We start from the raw sequence: 17,213 nt of genomic DNA, 5'->3' as shown, positions 1-17,213 counted from the left end.
CTCCCGGGATCTGAGTACGTTCTGAGTACGTGCACTCATGCCGAGTGACGTGACGCAAGCCACACTCCAAGGTATGACGCACATCCCGCCCCCGGCCGAGGAGCTGCGGCTCCTCGACGCCGAACTGTGGCAACTGGACGCCCGCCGGGCCCAGTTGCTGGCCCGCCGGGCCTGGCTGGTCGCGGCCCTCCAGCCGGCCCGCCCGGCCGGACCCGTCTGGCGGGCACCGGTCGCACCGCCTCGCCCCGAGACCACCGCCCCGCGCGTCCAGAACGTGCTGCTGCTTCTCGGCGGCGTCCTGCTGACCATCGCCGCGATCGCGTTCACACTGGTCAGCTGGGGGGACCTGGGGATCACCGGGCGCGCCCTGGCGCTCGGCACGGTCACGGTGGCCGCGCTCGGCGCGCCGGTGCCGCTGCTGAAGCGGGGGCTGGGGTCGACGGCCGAGTCGGTGGCGGGTCTGGGGCTCGCGCTGACGGTGCTCGACGCGTACGCGCTGCACGAGGTCGGCTTCACGGAGACGGCCGGCGCGGCGTACACGGCCGTCGCCTCGGCCGTGCTGGCGGGCCTCTGGACTGTGTACGGCCTCCGCCTCGACGCGCTGCGTCTCCCCCTGCCCGCCGCCCTGGTCTCGGCCCAACTCCCGCTCTCCTTCTGGGCGATCGAGGTCGACGCCGGGTCGTACGGCATCACGGCCGCGCTCCTGGTGACGGCCGGGCTCGACACGGTTGTGGCCCTCCGGGCGACGGCCCGTTCCCTGCGTCTGGTCGCCGTGGTCTGCGCCTACGGCGTGGGCGCCTGGGGCGTACTGGCTGCCGGCTTGCTGTCCTGGACAGCGACCGGCCCGAGCGCCGCCGCCCGTGCGGCGGCGCTCCTCCTCCTCGCGGCGGCGATCGCGCTGGGTGCCTCATGGCGGCTGCGGAAGCCGGCCGCCGCGACGGGCCATGCGGTCGCCGGCGGTCTGCTCCTGGCCGCGGCGGGCGGCGGCGTGCTGCGGGTGACGCTGCCCGCCGGCTGGACGGTGCCCGGGTATCTGCTGTGCGGTGTCGTACTGTTGGCGGCGATACGCGCTGCCCTTCCCGAAGCGGTGCGGCGCGGCCTTCTCCAGGCGTCCGGCTCGGTGCAGGCGCTGGCGCTGCTGTGGGCCGTACCGCCGGTGGCCGTCGCGCTGCTGGGCCCGGTCGGCTGGTTGGAGCGTCCCTGGTCGGGCGAGCCGTCGGACGCCCGCGCGGCGGTGACCGTGCACACTCCGTGGCCACCGCACGCGGCACAGGCACTCGTCGTCCTGGTGGTCGTCGCGGCTGTGCTCGCCCTGGTGATCCGCAACGAGACCTGGCGCCCGAGGGCCCTGACCGGGACCCTGGTCCTGGCCTGGGCGGCGGTGCTCACACTGCCCGCCGTGCTCGAACTCCCCTACCCCCTCGCCCTGTCGATCGCGACGGCAGCGACGGCCGCGACGGCGCTTCTGCCGTTGCGGGTGACCGGCACGCTCCTCTCCCTGGTCACCTCCGTCAGCCTCGCGTTCCTCTCCCTGGCCTCCGAAACGGCGACCCTGGCCGTACTGCCCGCTCTGGTCCTGCTGTTCGCTGGAGTCTCGTGGCGGCGTTCCCTCACCCCGGTCACCGCCCCGACCGCCCTCGTGTACGCCGCCGCACTCGCCTGCGCGACGGGCGCGGCCGCGGGCTGGCAGCCGCAGCACATCGCGCTGCTCGTCCTGACGGTCCCCGCGGCCGCGGCTCTGCTCGCCGCGCGGCTCGACGCGTCCACGGCGATCGTGCCCGTGGAGGTGACGGGCGCCGCCGCCGGACTGCTCGCCGTGGGTCTCGCCGTCACCGACCTGCCGATGCTTGCCCTGGTCCTGGCGCTGTGCGGGGTGGTCGCCGCGGGCACGGCGGTCCGCGCCGACCGGCGCCCCGTCGGTTACGCCGCCGCTGCCCTGTTCCTGCTGGCCACCTGGGTACGCCTGGCCGCCTGGGACATCACCATGCCGGAGGCGTACACGCTCCCGGTGACCGTCCCGGCGCTGCTCGTCGGCGCCCTGCGCCGGCGCCGTGACCCGCAGGCGTCGTCCTGGACGGCGTACGGCCCCGGACTCGCCACCACGCTTCTGCCGAGCCTCGCCGCGGCCTGGAGCGACCCGCACTGGACGCGTCCACTGCTGCTGGGCACGGCCGCGCTGCTGGTCACCCTGCTGGGTGCCCGGCACCGGCTGCAGGCCCCGCTCGTGCTGGGCGGCACGGTGCTCGTCCTGGACGCGCTGCACGAACTCGCCCCGTACCTGGTCCAGGTGGCCGACGCGCTCCCCCGCTGGGTGCCTCCCGCCCTCGCCGGGCTCCTGCTGCTGGCACTCGGCGCGACGTACGAGCAGCGGCTGCGGGACGTCCGGCGGGTGCGGGAGGTCCTGGGGAAGATGAACTGAGGCGCCCCGAAAGGGGGGTGAGGCTGTATCGACATGCGGCTCCGCCGGGGGCGCGACCGGCCACAGCCGACCCGCCCTGCACGGCCTCCACCGCGGAGTGTCAGGGCATCTTGTTCCCGAGCAGCGCCAGGTTCTCGATGGCGGCGAGGCCGTAGAGCGCGGTGTCGTTGGTGGACACCCAGCTCGCCTCGCTGCCCGCGACCAGCGTGGCCGGGCCGCTCAGCTCCACCGTCGTCCAGGGGGAGGACTCGAAGTAGCCGTCGGAGCTGTAGAACTTCGTCCACGCGCGCTTGGCGAGCGCCTCGTCGCCGGTCTGGACGGCGGCGTACGCATCCAGGCGGGAGTGGCCCTGGAAGAGCAGCAGGGTGCCGAAGTTGGAGCCGTAGCGCGCCGCCTGCTCCGCCTTGGTGGCGTTGAAGTACCGGCAGTAGTCGAGGTACGCCTCCTTGAACTTCGGCATGTCGACCAGGTGAATCAGCTCGGCGCACAGCTCGTTGAGGCCGAAGACCGCGGAGAGGTGCGACACCGAGACCGCGGGCGCCGAGGCGATCGCGAACCTGCCGGTGTCGAGGTCGTACAGCCCGCTGCCCTGCACGAAGCCGTTGGGCTGGGCGGCGATCGTCTCCATCGTCGACAGGACGCGCGCCCTGGCCTTCTCCCACTTGGGGCCCTTGCGCTCCCACTCGGTCAGCCACGCCGAGACCAGGCCGCTCCAGTCCGTGCCGAAGCCGATCGACAGGGCGTGCCGGTCGGGCGTGTACGGCTCGGTGCGGATCTTGCGGATCGGGTCGAGGACGAGGAAGGTCTCGTCGGAGTCGACGTTGGCGTGCATCAGGTCGCCGACCCGTTCGTCTGCGGTGAGGAAGTAGTAGTAGCGCCGGTAGGTGGTGTTGGCGATGCGCTGCTGCTTGGCACTGTCGGCGTAGTGCTGGACGCCGTGCCGGGTGCCGAGGCCCGCCCATGTGCCCAGGTGGTAGACGTCGACCTCGCCTGTGTGCCGGGTCATGGCCTCGGCGAAGCGGAAGATGTCCGCGCGGCCCGAGCGGAGGTAGGCGAACCAGAGCCACAGGTCGGGCGAGAGCTCGGAGTTGTCCCAGGCGTAGCCGCCGACGTCGTAGCGCCACTGGTGCCGGACCGTGTCGTACGAGTGCATGATGTCGCCGTAGTCCCAGAAGCCGTACCAACGGCGCATCTCCACCTGGTCCTTGTAGTAGGTGAAGAGGAAGTCGAGGTGGTCCTCGATCTTCGCCTTGGCGGCCGTGGAGCGGTCGGGCTCGGAGTAGAGGCCGGGGCCGAAGACCTTCGCCTTGATGAGCTGCCTGGGCGGGGCGGCGAGCTGCGGCAGCACCCGTACGGCCTCGACCTGTTCGGCGAGCTTCCCGGGTGCGGGTGTCGACTCGTCGGCCCAGAAGAGGAGTTCGGAGGTGCGGGCGATGCCGTAGGGGGTGCCGAACTCCGGCTCGTAGTCCTCGTAGGTGATGTTGAGGCCCTCGAGCTGTTCGGCGTAGGTGTCCTGGCCCATGCCGTCGTGGTAGAAGCGCAGATCCATGGGCTGCGCCTCGGGCGACCAGAGCCAGAGGGTGACCTGGGCCTCCTCGGTGTGGGCGTCGCGGATGTCGAGCTGGGCGGGGAACTTCTCCCAGAAGTCCCGCAGGCCGAAGGAGAATCCGCCGCTCGCGCCACCGACGTACCCGAACCCGGAGGCGCGCCGGCCGCCGCCGGCGGCGATCCAGCCGTGGCCCTTCTTCGTCCGCTTGCGCAGCGTGAAGCCGTCGGCGGAGAGCTGGGAGAGCGTGTAGTCGCCCCACTCGGGGATGTACTGCAGCCTGGTCGTCACCCGCTGGTCCCAGGTGGACGGGTCGGGCAGCTTCTGACCGGCGTACTGGGCCGCCTGCACGGCCGCGCCCGGGTCGCGGCGCAGTCCGGTGATGCCCTTGACCGCCTCCCTGAGCAGACCGGTGCCCTCGCCGCCGATGCGGATGTGCCGGTCGTAGGCCGCGTCCCGCATGGGCACGGTGAAACGGACGCCGAGCCCTCGGATGAAGTCACCACTCGCCTTGCCCGGCTCCTGCGTGCCGTCGTACGTGATGGTGTGCACCATGCGGAAGGAGTCGGCGCCCGCGTAGAAGTAGAGGCGGATGGAGAACGGCAGCCAACTGCGTTCGCCCCTGCGGTGTTTGCCGTCGATGCGGACTACCGCGCGGACCGGGCCCGCCTGCTCTACGGTGACCGCCGCGATGGCGCCCTCGAAGCGCTCGGTCCTCACCGAGCCCTGGTCCTCGTCCTCGATCTCGGGCTGCCGGATCAGCACGAGCCGCCCGTTCTTGGCGATCTCCGTGGAACCGCGGGTGACCGACTTGATCAGGGTGGCGCCGGACTTGCCGATCTTCACGGTGATGACACCGGTCGAGACGTCGATGGTGCCGCCGCTCTTGTCGACGGTGACCTTCCTGTCGGGGGCGGCGGGGGTTCCGGCGGAGAGGGTGAGCTTTCCGGAGCCCGAACTCACCGCGTGGGCTGTCCACTTGAGGGAGCCGTCCGGCCAGTACGCGATCGGCCAGGACTGCACGGGTACGGCCTTGCCGTCGGCGTCCGCCAGCGCGAAGGTCTGGTCCTCCTGGTAGGCGCCCATCGGCCAGGGGACGCCGAGCGTGGAGCCCGGTGCGGCACCGAGGCCGCCGTCCTCCAGCCAGTCCAGGGTCACCGGGTCCGCGTCGGCGGCCTCCGCTCTTGGCGCGGCCTGGGCGTCCTTGCTCCCCAGCGCCCAGCTGAACTGGGCGGCGGCTCCGGCGACCGCGGCCGCCTTGAGGAGGGACCTACGGGGGATGGGAGACATGACAGCCTTCCTTTCCGTGCGGGAGGAATTCCGTGCAGCTGGTCAGGGGCATGACGGAGAGAGGTGCGACGCCGGGGCGCCGACCTTGTACGAGGGCACCGCCCGTCAGCGGTGCCGGTAGCGCTCCTCCACGGCGACGGCCGCCGCCGCGACGGCCCCCAGGACCGGGACCGCCAGCGGCGCGACGAACCAGGCGGACAGGGCCACCACGGCCAGTCCGCCGACGACGAGGAAGGATCCGGCCGGATCGAGCACGGTCCGCCGGCCCGCGTCCGCGAGCAGGGCACGCCAGGGGGCGCCCGGCGTCCAGGCCGCCGCCGCACGGAGCCCGGCGACGGCGGCGCCGATCAGAGCGAACAGCCCCACGGCACCGACGAACGGCCCGCCCGGCAGCCCCGCACGCGCGGCCTGGACATCCACCCACACCGCGGCCACCGCCGCCCACCCGGCGAGCCCGACGACCCACCCACCGCGCACGGCGGCCCGGAAGTCGGCGACGAACTCCCGCCGGCCACCGGCCTCATGGGCCGTACGACGCCGCAGATGCCGCGCGCCGGCGGCGAACGCCGCGGGATACGTCACCACGGCCACCGAGGCGACCGCGATCCACACTCCCGTCAGCAGACATTCGGCGAAGACACCGAACCGCTCGGCGAACACCGGCTCCTTGCGCGCCTTCACGCGTGCCCGGTCCATCGTGACCGCCTCAGCCCTTCAGTCCGGACGTCGCCATGCCGTCGATCAGGTATCGCTGGAACGCGAGGAAGAACAGCAGCACCGGCAGCAGCGCGACCAGCGACATGGCGATCATGCCGCCGTAGTTGGCGACGCTCTCCTGGTCGCGGAACATCATCATGCCGAGCGAGACGGTGTACTTGCCGGGCTCGTTGAGGTAGATCAGCGGGCCCATGAAGTCGTTCCAGGCGTTGATGAAGGTGAAGATCGCACTGGTGATGAGCGCGGGCCGGCACAGCGGCAGCACGATCGACCAGTAGATCCTCAGATGACCGCACCCGTCGATACGCGCCGCCTCGTCCAGCTCCTTGGGCAGGTTCCGCATGAACTGCACCATCAGGAAGACGAAGAACGCCTCCGTGGCCAGGTACTTTCCCATGAGCAGCGGGACGTAGGTGTTGATCAGCTCCATCTTCTGGAACATCACGTACTGCGGGATGAGCAGCACGTGGTACGGGAGCAGCAGCGTGCCGATCATCAGCGAGAACAGCAGGTTGCGGCCGGCGAACCTGATCCGGGCGAACGCGTACGCCGTCAGCGAGCAGGAGATCAGGATGCCGACGACGGCACCGAGCGCGTAGAAGAGGGAGTTCTGGAAGAACGTCAGGATCGAGATGTCGGCGATGCCGTCGGCCAGGCCCTTGAAGTTGTCCAGGATGGGGTGCGCCGGGAACAGCTGGAGGCTGTTGATGATGCTGCGGCTGGGCTTGAAGGAGGCACCGATGACCCAGACGACGGGATAGAGGACGACGGCCAGGACCAGCAGCGAGCCGATGTGCCAGACGAGCGAGCCGGTGCGCTTGCGGCCGAGGCCCCGGGGGGTGGTGGCGGTGGATGCGCTCATCGGGCGGCCTCCTCGTAGTGCACCCACTTCTTCTGCGACCAGAAGAGGACGGCGGTGACCAGGGCCACGGCGAGCAGCAGCATCCAGGCCATCGCGGAGGCGAAGCCCATCTGGGACTCCTTGAAGCCCTTCTGGTACAGGTAGCAGGTGTAGACGAGCGTGGCGTCGGCAGGTCCGCAGTAGGTGTTGGAGACGACGTAGGCCGAGCCGAAGATCTGGAACGAGTGGATGGTCTCGAGCAGCACGTTGAAGAACAGCACCGGGGAGATCATCGGCAGCGTGATGCTCCAGAAGCGGCGGAAGGGCCCGGCGCCGTCCATCTCGGCCGCCTCGTACAGCTCCCTGGGGACCTGCTTGAGGCCGGCGAGGAAGATGACCATAGGGGCGCCGAACTGCCAGACGGTGAGGGCGACCAGGCAGTAGAGGATCCAGTCCGGGTTGCCGACCCAGCCGCCGATGTGGACGCCGAGGACCGACAGGCCCCGGTCCACGATCGCGTCGTCGGAGAACATGGCCCGCCACACGAAGCCGACCGAGACGCTCGCCCCGATGAGCGAGGGGGCGTAGAACGCGGCCCGGTAGAAGGCCTGGCCCCGGCGACTCTGCGCGAGCAGCAGGGCGACACCGAGGGCGAGGAGCAGCTTCAGGGGCGTGCCGATGACGACGTACTTCGCCGTCACCTCGACCGACTTCTGCCACCGCGGATCGTCGAACATCCGGGTGAAGTTGTCGAAGCCGATCCACTTCGGGGTGTTGAAGAGGTTGTAGTCGGTGAACGCGAAGTAGAGAGAGGCGACCATCGGGCCCGCGGTCAGAAGCAGGAAGCCCGCGATCCACGGGGACATGAAGAGGTAGCCGGCGAGGTTCTCCCGGCGCCCCCGCCGCTTGACGGCGGCGGGGGCGGGGGACCGTACCTTCCGGGTGTCGAGAGGTGAGTCCTTGACGAGCGTCACGGGGGTTCCCAATCAGGCTTGGAAGGCGGCCTCGGACTCGGAGAAGAACTGCTTCACCGCGTCGGAGACCTTGGTCTTGCCCTGGGCCATGTCACCGCCGATGCGCAGGAACGCGGCCTCCACGGTGTCGGCGCCTGCCGGATGCGGGGTGATCGTGCCGAGAAGGCCCGCCTTGGCGGTGTCCTGCTCGTACCGCGCGATCTCCTTGCCCTGCGCGTCGGTCGGCTCGTAGGCCTCGAACTGCTCGGTGGTGGCGAGGATGCCGCGGTCGTAGCCCATGATCTTGCCGACCTCGGGGTCGTGGACCATGAAGTTGATGAACTGGGCGACCTCCTTGGGGTGCTTCGTGCGCGCGGAGGCGCTCAGCATCAGGGAGGCGAGGTACTGGCCGGTGTCCTTGCCGTCGGTGGTGGGGATCGGTGCGAGGCCGTACTCGCTGTCGCCCTCCGCCGCGTAGCGGACCGTGAAGTTGTCCCAGGTGAACTCCGAGGCACCGTGTCCGGCCGCCAGCGAGGACTTGGGCTTGTCCTGCTCGACCACCTTCGGGTCGGTGATGATCCCGGCCTTGACGCGGTTGTACGCGTCCGTCCACCACTCCGTCAGATCGGCCTCGTCGAAACCGAGTCCGTCCTTGGTGAAGAAGGCCTTGCCGTTCTGGCGGAGGTAGAGGTCGTACAGGTACATGATGCTGTGGTAGCCCGTGTCCCCGGCGACCTTCGTCCTGTCGTGGATCGTCTTGAGGGCCTTGAAGTACTCGTCCCAGGTCCAACCCTGCTTCGGCTCGATACCCGCCTTCGCGTAGACCTTCTTGTCGATGACCAGCGCCATGGTGTTGGAGCCGACGGGGATACCGAGTTGCTTGCCGTCGACCTCGCCGACCTTGGTGACGCCCTCGCGGAAGCCGTCGAGGCTCAGATTCCCGGCGTCGATCTGGGACTTGAGGTCGAGAAGGATGCCGCGCTTGTCGTACTTCCGAAGAAATCCAACGGCGTTCTGGAAAACGTCCGGGGGATTTCCACCGGCGGCCTGCGTCTGGAACTTCTCCCAGAAAGAGACGTAGTCCTGAAAGTCCGTCTTCACCTTGATCTTCGGATACTTCTTCTCGAAGAGCTTGATGGATTCGTTGATCCTTTTCGCCCGCTCGTCGGCACCCCACCACGAGTAACGGATCGTCACCGTCCCGTCGGCGGAAGTGCCGCTGTCACCACCGCAGCCCGTCGTCGCGGCCAGCCCCAGCGTGGCCGCGGTCGCCCCCGCCGCCTTCAGGATCGTGCGCCTTTCAACATTCCCGGTTCCCACAGTCGGGCCCCTCCCCGCAGCGTCGTTGCCGCTCGTGAATCGTTTCAAGTAAGCGCTTGCTGGCACAAGTTACGGAGGGGCTGAGGGTGCGTCAATGATTCGGACAGGAATTTCTTGTGGGGCGGCCCGGCGGAGCTGCGGGGCAGGGAGACGGGGCGGTGGCGCGGGGATGGCGATGCCGCACGTGAGGCCGGTGTGGGCGGTGGGTCGGAGGGAGGGCTGAGGGTGGATGCGGAGATCTTGGGCTCAAAGGCGCCCGGGAGGTGGAGAGTTGTACGTCGGGGTGGTTCGCCCACCCCCGATGCGGCCGTCCGTTGTGTGGGGCGTGCAGAGCTGCCGGGTGTCTCCGACGGGCCCAGGCGCGCCGACTTCACGGGATGCGATCACGGAGGGTCGCTGAACGCGGTCGTGGCAGGTGGGCCGGCCTGCCGGCAGATCGCGAAGGTCCGACGAAGGCGCTCGCCGCGCTTGCGTGAGCTCTCACTCCGGTGCCGCGGAGGCCCGCTGAACAGACCCGGGCCATCTACGGCAGTCGCCGCACCACACGCATCGGCCCCAGGTCGCCGTCTCGTTCGCGCTTCTCGGTTGCGGTAGCCGTGCGTCAGGGGCCGTCGGGTACGCGCTTCGTGTGGCCGCCGGCGCTTGCACATGCCCGTGCACACGCCTGCGAAGATCGCCAGAGCGCCACTCGCCGCTCCCGTCCGTCGGCGGCCCCTGCGTCAGCAGCGCGGCCCTCGGTGTTCCGTCCGGCCGGCAGGCGGGCCCGCCGCCGGTTCACCCCGGGGCACAGCCGGCCGCCGGCGCGCATCCGGGCTCGCATACGACGGCGGCCCGCCTGCACTGTTGCAGGCGGGCCGCCGGTTCCGGGTGGGCGATACTGGGTTCGAACCAGTGACCTCTTCGGTGTGAACGAAGCGCTCTCCCACTGAGCTAATCGCCCGGACGCAGGAAGAACATTACCCCATGTCAGGGAGTGCCTGTGACCGGCGCAGACCCGCTGCGGGCCGCACTCGCGCCCCTGTCACGGTCACTGGTCCTTGATCTTCCAGGGCATCACGACGCCGAACTTCCACAGGTAGATGCCGACGAGAACGGACACGATCACCAGGCCGATCACGGTCAGAGCGATGTTGCGGCGCCGCACCCTGGGGTCGAGCGCCCGCTGGGCCGCCTCGGTGACCTTGCGTTTGGTCCAGCGGAGAACCAGCTGGGCCCAGACGAACTCGGTCGCCCAGATCGCCATGCCGCCGAAGATCACCACCCAGCCCGGTCCGGGCAGCGGCAGCATGATGATTCCCGCGACCACGACCGCGAGGCCGATGATGAAGACACCCACCTGCCAGCTGAGGTGCAGCGCGCGGCGCGCCTTGATGAATTCCGGCGCCCGCGAGCCGAGTCCCCGCTCGTGCTTTTCGGCCGCCGCCCCGTCCGTCGTCGTGTCGTCCGCCGCCACGGCCACCTCGCCCGGCCCGTTACTCCCCGTGTTCATACACCCAAACCTTACCGGAGAGAAACCAGTCACCGGAATGGTCGTACCTCGCGAACAGGTTCTCGGCCGGAAGAGTTACGTAAAGACACGCAAAACACTCAGAGGGGTTTACAACGGCACCGTAGGTGGCATGTCGATTTCGCCGACGTGCGAATCCCCGAGCGCACACTGAGCGAAAGGCCCTGGCGCTTATGAACACCACGGTCAGCTGCGAGCTGCACCTGCGCCTCGTTGTGTCGAGCGAGTCCTCCCTGCCTGTCCCCGCAGGCCTGCGGTACGACACGGCCGACCCCTACGCCGTGCACGCCACCTTCCACACCGGAGCCGAGGAGACCGTCGAGTGGGTGTTCGCCCGCGACCTCCTCGCCGAGGGTCTCCACCGGCCCACGGGTACCGGCGACGTCCGCGTCTGGCCGTCGCGCAGTCATGGCCAGGGCGTCGTGTGCATCGCCCTGAGCTCTCCGGAGGGGGAAGCCCTGCTCGAGGCCCCGGCGCGGGCCCTGGAGTCGTTTCTTAAGCGGACGGATGCGGCGGTGCCTCCCGGCACGGAGCATCGTCACTTCGATCTGGATCAGGAGCTCTCGCACATCCTGGCGGAAAGCTAGGTCGAGGCTTTCACAGAGCCGCCCGGCGCCGTCCACTCGGGGAGACGGCTCGGGCCAGAACAACCGCATAGGGCATGCCGCCGACGCCGCCACCGTGAATCTCTCGGGGCGGCGTCGGTGTGCGTGCGGTTGCTGTGCGTGGTCGTCGGCGTGGCCGGGGTTGCAGCGGGTGGTGCACGGCCCGGCACTGACGGGGTGCCGCCCGCGCCCCCTCCTCCACTCTCGGCGTCGCTCGAGCGGGGCTCCATGACCCCTGGGGGCACCTCCCCCACCCTCAAGGCAGCGGGGGGAGGCACGCATGGCCGCGGACCAGCGGCATGGCCGAGCGCCGCGCTCCGCGGACCGACGAGCGGTTCGGCGCCACACCGTCTCCGGACACGGCGGCATGGTTCGGCGACGCAAGCGCCTGCGGACGACGGCACCGCCTCCGCACCACCGCCCCACCCACGAACCGACGGCACCACCTCCGCACCACCCCACCCACGAACCGACGGCACCACCTCCGCACCACATGCGGCCACGGACCGACGACACAGCTCAGCGCCACCCGCACTGACGGACCGCCGCCGGGTGGCGTCCCGCCGGGTGGTGTAGCCATGCGGGCTGCACTGGTCCGGATGGCTTGTGGTCGGCAGACGGGGCCGAGTCTCGGAGCCGCTGCGGGAGCCGATCAGGGACGGCACGCTCTGCCCGGCGCCCCGGCGCCCCGGTGCCGGGCCGATCACCGCCGTGACCTGTGACAACGCGAGGGCTGCCCGGCTACACCACTCGGCGGGACGCCATCCGCCACCGTGCCGCCTCCCGCGAGCCGTCGTGCAGCGCGAGCCAAGCCCGGGCGGGTGTCCGGCCCCCGACCGACCCCACAGCCCAGTGCCTCGCGCACCCGGGGAGCGACGGGAAGCTCAACGCCGCACACCTCCCGCGACTCGCCATTCGTGATGGCCCTCCGACGGGAACCCTCGGCGCCCCGCGCCCGTTCTACCGGCATCGTGAGTGCAGACGGGGCCCGTGCTGCGGTCCCCGGAGCCATTACCATCGGCCAGCATCGGCGGGCGCCTGCCCGACCCCCCAGGCCAGGGAGCTGAACGTGCTGATCACCCACGACACCCGGTGCGCACTCGACACCGTGGTGGATCTGGTGAACACCGCGCCGGAGGACGACACCACGCCCGACGGACTGCCGGATGTCGCTGCCCTCGAGGAATTCGTACGCACGCACGACATCAGTGATGTCGGCATGCTCTCGGAGTTCGACCTCTCGGCGGTGCGCAAGGTCCGGGGACGGTTCGCCGGAGTCTTCGCGGCCCCGGATCCCCGGTCCGCTGCCGGGTTGATCAACGAGTTGGTCGCCGCCGCGGGCACCACGCCCCGGCTCACCGACCACGACGGCTACGACTGGCATGTGCACTACTTCGCCCCCGGCGCCTCGGTCGCCGACCATCTGGCGGCCGACTGCGGAATGGCCCTGGCCTTCTTCGTGGTGGCCGGGGAGGAGGAGCGGCTGCGCCGCTGCGAGGCGCCCGACTGCCGGCGCGCCTTCGTCGACCTCTCCAGGAACCGCTCCCGGCGCTACTGCGACAGCCGGACCTGCGGCAACAGGCTGCACGTCGCCGCGTACCGGGCGCGCCGCAAGGAAGCGGCGGGCTGAGGGAGATCCCCGGACCTCGAGGCCGACGCGGCCCCGGCGGGTGACGCCGGGGACCGCGGGTACGGCTCACAGCATCAGCAGGTCGTGCAGCGCGGCCGTGAGCAGCAGACACCCGATCACCGCAAGGAAGATCATCAGCGGTGGCTGGGAAAGGGCGAAGAGGCATCCACGCGGCTCGTCCTGCGGCGGCGCGGTCTCGCTCTGTTTCGTGTCCAGCATCTCGCGGGCGATGATGGCGCAGCCGGGGGCATGAGCGCGATCAACACGCCCGGAATGAGCGGGAGTTCGCTGGATTCCGTGATGTCCGGTTCAGGGCTTGATCATTTCGGGGCGTGTGTCGATCTTCCGTGTCGTTCCAGTCGTCAATGCGCCAGTCATATGCCGGTCACTTCGCAGCCCACCGTCATATGCCGTGCTTCTTCAGGATGGCCTCGATGTCGCTGAAGTCGTCCGCGGAGTCCGAGCGCGGCGCGGTCGCGGGCCTGGTGGCCGGACGGGAACCCTGGCCCAGAGAAGGTGCCGAGGCCGACGGAGCCATGGCCCCCTGCTGTGCGGAGCGGGCCGCGGCCTTGCGTTCCTTGCGGGTACCACCCCGGCGGCGCTCCACGGCGCGCGTGGTCGCGAACAGCGCCCAGGCGCCGCCGAGGACGGCGAAGCCGGCCCAGGCCGTGGGGCTGAAGGCGGTCTCGGCCACCCATTCGACAGCCCCGGTCATCACCAGCCCAAGGGGTACCAGGGAGTAGGCGGCAATGCGGGCAGCCGCGAGGAAGCGCTTGCGGTAGGCCGTGACCACCGCGATGCCCAGTCCGGCGGCAGAGACGGCGGAACAGACGGTCTCGGCAATCATCCGGTCCTCCACACAGGATTCGGTCCGGCACACGGAGTCGGTCGGGCACGGATTCGGCCGGGCGCGGATCGGGCAGGGCCCGCTTCGCCCCTTCCATCGTGCACCGCACGAACCCTCGCAGGCCATGGTCCGGCCGGACATCAGGGACATCTCCGGGTCGGCTCCTCCCGAGGTGCCGGTAGTGGCCGGTGCGGATTGGGGAGCGGCAGGCAGGACTGGGAGACTGGTCCCATGAGCGACTCCTCCCCCGACTCCGCACCCGCGCGTCCCGCCGCCCCGGTGCTCGACGTCTGGTGCGAACTCCAGTGTCCGGACTGCCGCAGCGCCCTGGACGACCTCCGCGCCCTGCGCGCCCGCTACGGCGACCGGCTGGAACTGCGGCTGCGGCACTTCCCGCTGGAGAAGCACAAGCACGCCTTCGCCGCAGCGCAGGCCGCCGAGGAGGCCGCGGAGCAGGGCCAGGGGTGGCCGTACGTGGAGGCGGTGCTCGGCCGGGTCGAGGACCTGGGCCGGAAGGGGGAACCCTTCCTGGTCGAGGTGGCCGCTGAACTCGGTCTGGACGCCGAGGAGTTCGACACGGCCCTGATCGACGGCCGGCACATCCTGGTCGTGGACGCCGATCAGGCCGAGGGCAAGGCGATCGGCGTGACCGGTACCCCGACGTACGTCATCGGCGGCGAGCGTCTCGACGGCGGCAAGAGCCAGGAGGGTCTGCGCGAGCGCATCGAGGAGATCGCCGACAGGCTGCTGGCGGAGCAGGAGGCCTGACCGCAGGGCATCGGCGGGTCCGTGGCGTCACAGCAGCGGCTTGTAGAGGGCGTAGCGCGTCGTCTCGTAGCCGAGTGACTCGTACAGCCGCTCGGCCGGGGTGTTGTCCGCGAACACGTTCAGGTCGAGGGTGCGGCCGCCGGCCCCCATCGCCTGGATCTCCGCGAGGAGCATGAGCGTACGGCCGTGTCCGTGGCCGCGGTGGTCCGCGTCGACCTCGACGTCGAAGACCCAGTGCCGGCCGGCGTGCAGGGCCAGCCACAGGGTCCCCACGCGCTTCCCCTCGTGCTCCAGCACGCTGAACCGCATGTTCTCGGTGGTAAGCCCCTGCGGCAGGAGCATCTCGTGGTCGCGCCGCGCCTTGGCGTAGGCCTCGGCCTCGGGGATGCCCCGTTCGATCCAGGTCCGGGCGTAGTCCTCCGACTCGTGCGCATGCCACGCCTCGAACTCGGTCTCCGTCATGGTCCGTGCACGGCTGCCTGCGGGGAGTTCGGGCAGGGAGTCGCCGAGTTCCTTCTCCATGTTCCGGTTGCGCAGGACGTACCCCAGCGCCTTGACGAGCCGCAGCGCCGCCTCGGCGGAGGCCGGGACGCCCACCTCGATCTGTGTGCAGCCCCAGCCGCGCGCCACCTCCTCCGCGGCGAGGGCGGCCACCGTGCCCCGGCCGCGGCGACGGTCCGGCTCCTCGATGCGCAGATCGCGGATGCAGGCCACCGAGTCGCCGAACTGGGGTGAGGTGCCTAGATGTATCGAGCCGACCGGACGGCTGTTCACGCACACCTGGTAACGGCGTGAGCGCGTTCCGTCCTCGGTTCGCTGGAGCGGCTCGGTCGGCCGCAGAGTGGTGGTCATCACCGGTGTTCTACCCGCTGCCGCCCGCCAGGTCAGCCGGTTTGTTCCGGGCCTTTACGGATCGAGGTCCTCCCCGGACCGCTCGTCGAAGATCCGCATCGCCTTGGCGGTCACCGGGCCCGGCGCGCCGGGCAGTTCACGGTCGTCGACGCGGTGCACGGCCTGGATGTCGCGCAGGGTGGAGGTGAGGAAGATCTCCTCGGCCCGCTCCAGCACGTCCAGCGGCAGGTCGGTCTCCTTGGCGCCGGTCCACTCGACGGTGAGCGCCCGGGTGATGCCCGCGAGGCAGCCGGAGGCGAGCGGCGGGGTGTGGATCTCGCCGTCGACGACGACGAAGACGTTGGAGCCGGTGCCTTCGCAGAGCTGCCCGACCGTGTTGGCGAACAGGGCTTCCGACGCGCCGTGTTGGTGGGCGCGGGCGAGGGCGACGACGTTCTCGGCGTACGAGGTCGTCTTCAGGCCGGTGAGCGCACCGCGCTCGTTGCGGGTCCAGGGAACCGTGATCACGGCCGTGGAGTCGGGGCGGCGGGCGGTCTCACCGAGGGCGACCACGAGGGTCGGTCCGCGATCACCGCGGTCGGAGCCGAGCGGGCCGTGACCGCCGGTGTACGTGATGCGCAGGCGGCCCAGCGGCATCGGGTTGGCCTCGAGGACGGCGGCGCAGCCGCGGCGGACCTCGTCGAGGTCGGGGTCGGGCAGGCCGAGACCACGGGCGGAGCGGGTCAGCCGGTCGAGGTGGCGGGTGAGCGCGAACGGCTTGCCGTCGACCGCCTTCACCGTCTCGAAGATGCCGTCGCCCACGGTCAGCCCGTGGTCGAAGACGGAGACGCGGGCGGACTCGATGTCCTGCAGACCGCCGTCGAGCCAGATCTTCACTGAAGGTCCCTTCCACTCACCTCGTACGCTCCCGACGCTACCGCGAGCAGCCGGGCGGCCTTCAGCTCGGTCTCCCGCCACTCCGCCTCCGGGTCGGAGCCCCAGGTGATGCCGGCGCCGGTACCGAAGCGCAGCACACCCTCGGCGCGGTCGATCCAGAAGGTGCGGATGCCGACGGCCAGCTCGCCCGCGCCGCGGTCGGCGTCGACCCAGCCGATCCCGCCGCAGTACGGCCCCCGGGGGGCCGTCTCCAGGGCTTCGATGATCCGCAGCGCGCTCGATTTGGGGGCGCCGGTGACCGAGCCGGGCGGGAACGCGGCGTCCAGCAGCTCCGGCCATCCGGCGTCCGCGCGCAGCTCGCCGCGTACGAGGGAGACGAGGTGCACCAGCCCCGGGTGTTTCTCGACGGCACACAGATCGGGGACGGTCACGCTGCCGGTGGCGCAGACGCGCCCGATGTCGTTGCGGACCAGGTCCACGATCATCACGTTCTCGGCGTAGTCCTTCTCCAGGAGGTCCGCCTCAGTGCGGCCGGTGCCCTTGATGGGACCGGACTCGACGACCCGGCCGTCGCGGCGCAGGAAGAGTTCCGGGGACGCGCTGGCCAGCTCCACGCCGTGTGCCGGCAGGCGGATCGTTCCTGCGTACGGCGCGGGGTTGCCGCGGGCCAGCAGGGCCGTGAGGGCGTCGACATCGGCGTCGGCCGCGACCGGCGCCGACAGGACGCGGCAGAGGTTCGCCTGGTAGACCTCGCCGGCCGCGATGTGCTCACGGACACGACGGACCCCGGCCGTGTACGCGGCGCGGTCGAGGGAGGACGTCCAGTCACCGGCGGCCGGTCCCCGCCACTGCCCCGGCACGGGAACGGGCACGGGCTCCACTCGTACGTCGCGGAAGCGGGCGCAGACCAGACGGCCCTCGAAGTCCGCGCAGACGGCCCAGAAACCGGTGGAGTCGAGGGCCGCGGGATCGCCGGTGACGTCGATGAGGCCGGTGGCGACGCGGTTGCCGAAGCGGGCGAGCGGAGGGAGATCGAGCACGG

The 17,213-nt window shown here is 70.6% G+C and carries 15 protein-coding genes and 1 tRNA gene; 4 read left to right on the top strand and 12 right to left on the bottom strand.

Translation table 11 applies throughout. The features are described 5' to 3' along the window. The first annotated feature begins 73 nt into the window (after window positions 1-73). Window positions 74-2,419, top strand: coding sequence for an SCO7613 C-terminal domain-containing membrane protein (locus tag ABZO29_RS36500; RefSeq protein ID WP_367324465.1), 2,346 nt, complete (start codon window positions 74-76; stop codon window positions 2,417-2,419). 100 nt (window positions 2,420-2,519) lie between these two features. Here the strand turns inward: ABZO29_RS36500 and ABZO29_RS36495 are convergent, their stop codons facing one another. The 7 genes from ABZO29_RS36495 to ABZO29_RS36465 all read right to left on the bottom strand — a co-directional run bounded on the left by ABZO29_RS36495 (window position 2,520) and on the right by ABZO29_RS36465 (window position 10,575). After that, window positions 2,520-5,255, bottom strand: coding sequence for a Tat pathway signal sequence domain protein (locus tag ABZO29_RS36495; protein WP_367324464.1), 2,736 nt, complete (start codon window positions 5,253-5,255; stop codon window positions 2,520-2,522). Between the two features lie 105 nt (window positions 5,256-5,360). Then, a complete protein-coding gene (locus ABZO29_RS36490; RefSeq protein ID WP_367324463.1) occupies window positions 5,361-5,951 on the bottom strand; it encodes a hypothetical protein in 591 nt (196 codons plus the stop codon). 10 nt (window positions 5,952-5,961) lie between these two features. Continuing rightward, a complete protein-coding gene (locus tag ABZO29_RS36485; RefSeq protein ID WP_367324462.1) occupies window positions 5,962-6,834 on the bottom strand; it encodes a carbohydrate ABC transporter permease in 873 nt (290 codons plus the stop codon). Next, window positions 6,831-7,787 carry a carbohydrate ABC transporter permease gene (locus ABZO29_RS36480; protein ID WP_367324461.1) on the bottom strand — a complete coding sequence of 319 codons (957 nt, stop codon included), beginning with the start codon at window positions 7,785-7,787 and terminating at the stop codon, window positions 6,831-6,833. The genes ABZO29_RS36485 and ABZO29_RS36480 overlap by 4 nt, the downstream gene beginning before the upstream one ends. Before the next feature lie 12 nt (window positions 7,788-7,799). Next, the gene (locus tag ABZO29_RS36475) at window positions 7,800-9,086 is read right to left on the bottom strand and encodes an ABC transporter substrate-binding protein (RefSeq protein ID WP_367324460.1); all 1,287 of its coding nucleotides are present in this window, start codon (window positions 9,084-9,086) and stop codon (window positions 7,800-7,802) included. Between the two features lie 868 nt (window positions 9,087-9,954). Next, window positions 9,955-10,026: transfer RNA gene (locus tag ABZO29_RS36470), tRNA-Val, on the bottom strand. Window positions 10,027-10,113: 87 nt separating this feature from the next. Further along, window positions 10,114-10,575: a TIGR02611 family protein gene (locus tag ABZO29_RS36465; protein ID WP_367324459.1), complete on the bottom strand. Its 462-nt coding sequence runs from the start codon at window positions 10,573-10,575 to the stop codon at window positions 10,114-10,116. A gap of 191 nt (window positions 10,576-10,766) precedes the next feature. On the opposite strand from ABZO29_RS36465, the gene ABZO29_RS36460 reads away from it, so the two are divergent. Together ABZO29_RS36460 and ABZO29_RS36455 are read left to right on the top strand one after the other, a co-directional pair. After that, complete coding sequence (locus tag ABZO29_RS36460; RefSeq protein WP_004002642.1) at window positions 10,767-11,180, top strand: SsgA family sporulation/cell division regulator; 414 nt, start codon at window positions 10,767-10,769, stop codon at window positions 11,178-11,180. 1,087 nt (window positions 11,181-12,267) lie between these two features. Next, a complete protein-coding gene (locus tag ABZO29_RS36455; RefSeq protein WP_367324458.1) occupies window positions 12,268-12,828 on the top strand; it encodes a CGNR zinc finger domain-containing protein in 561 nt (186 codons plus the stop codon). Window positions 12,829-12,894: 66 nt separating this feature from the next. Here ABZO29_RS36455 and ABZO29_RS36450 read toward each other — a convergent pair whose 3' ends face one another. Continuing rightward, window positions 12,895-13,047 carry a hypothetical protein gene (locus ABZO29_RS36450; protein ID WP_367324457.1) on the bottom strand — a complete coding sequence of 51 codons (153 nt, stop codon included), beginning with the start codon at window positions 13,045-13,047 and terminating at the stop codon, window positions 12,895-12,897. A 184-nt stretch (window positions 13,048-13,231) separates the two neighbouring features. After that, on the bottom strand, window positions 13,232-13,675 hold the full coding sequence (locus ABZO29_RS36445; RefSeq protein ID WP_367324456.1) for a hypothetical protein: 444 nt from the start codon (window positions 13,673-13,675) through the stop codon (window positions 13,232-13,234). A gap of 231 nt (window positions 13,676-13,906) precedes the next feature. Between ABZO29_RS36445 and ABZO29_RS36440 the strand changes: the two genes are divergently transcribed. Continuing rightward, window positions 13,907-14,443: a DsbA family protein gene (locus tag ABZO29_RS36440; RefSeq protein ID WP_367324455.1), complete on the top strand. Its 537-nt coding sequence runs from the start codon at window positions 13,907-13,909 to the stop codon at window positions 14,441-14,443. 27 nt (window positions 14,444-14,470) lie between these two features. On the opposite strand, the gene ABZO29_RS36435 is transcribed toward ABZO29_RS36440, so the two are convergent. The 3 genes from ABZO29_RS36435 to ABZO29_RS36425 are packed head-to-tail and all read right to left on the bottom strand — an operon-like array spanning window position 14,471 to window position 17,211. After that, complete coding sequence (locus ABZO29_RS36435) at window positions 14,471-15,295, bottom strand: GNAT family N-acetyltransferase (protein ID WP_367324454.1); 825 nt, start codon at window positions 15,293-15,295, stop codon at window positions 14,471-14,473. 54 nt (window positions 15,296-15,349) lie between these two features. Further along, the gene (locus tag ABZO29_RS36430; protein ID WP_367324453.1) at window positions 15,350-16,171 is read right to left on the bottom strand and encodes an aminotransferase class IV; all 822 of its coding nucleotides are present in this window, start codon (window positions 16,169-16,171) and stop codon (window positions 15,350-15,352) included. After that, window positions 16,168-17,211: a chorismate-binding protein gene (locus tag ABZO29_RS36425; protein ID WP_367324452.1), complete on the bottom strand. Its 1,044-nt coding sequence runs from the start codon at window positions 17,209-17,211 to the stop codon at window positions 16,168-16,170. The genes ABZO29_RS36430 and ABZO29_RS36425 overlap by 4 nt, the downstream gene beginning before the upstream one ends. Window positions 17,212-17,213 lie beyond the last annotated feature (2 nt).

The organism is Streptomyces sp. HUAS ZL42 (assembly GCF_040782645.1).
GTDB lineage: Bacteria > Actinomycetota > Actinomycetes > Streptomycetales > Streptomycetaceae > Streptomyces.
This window is presented reverse-complemented; position numbering and strand designations above follow the sequence as displayed.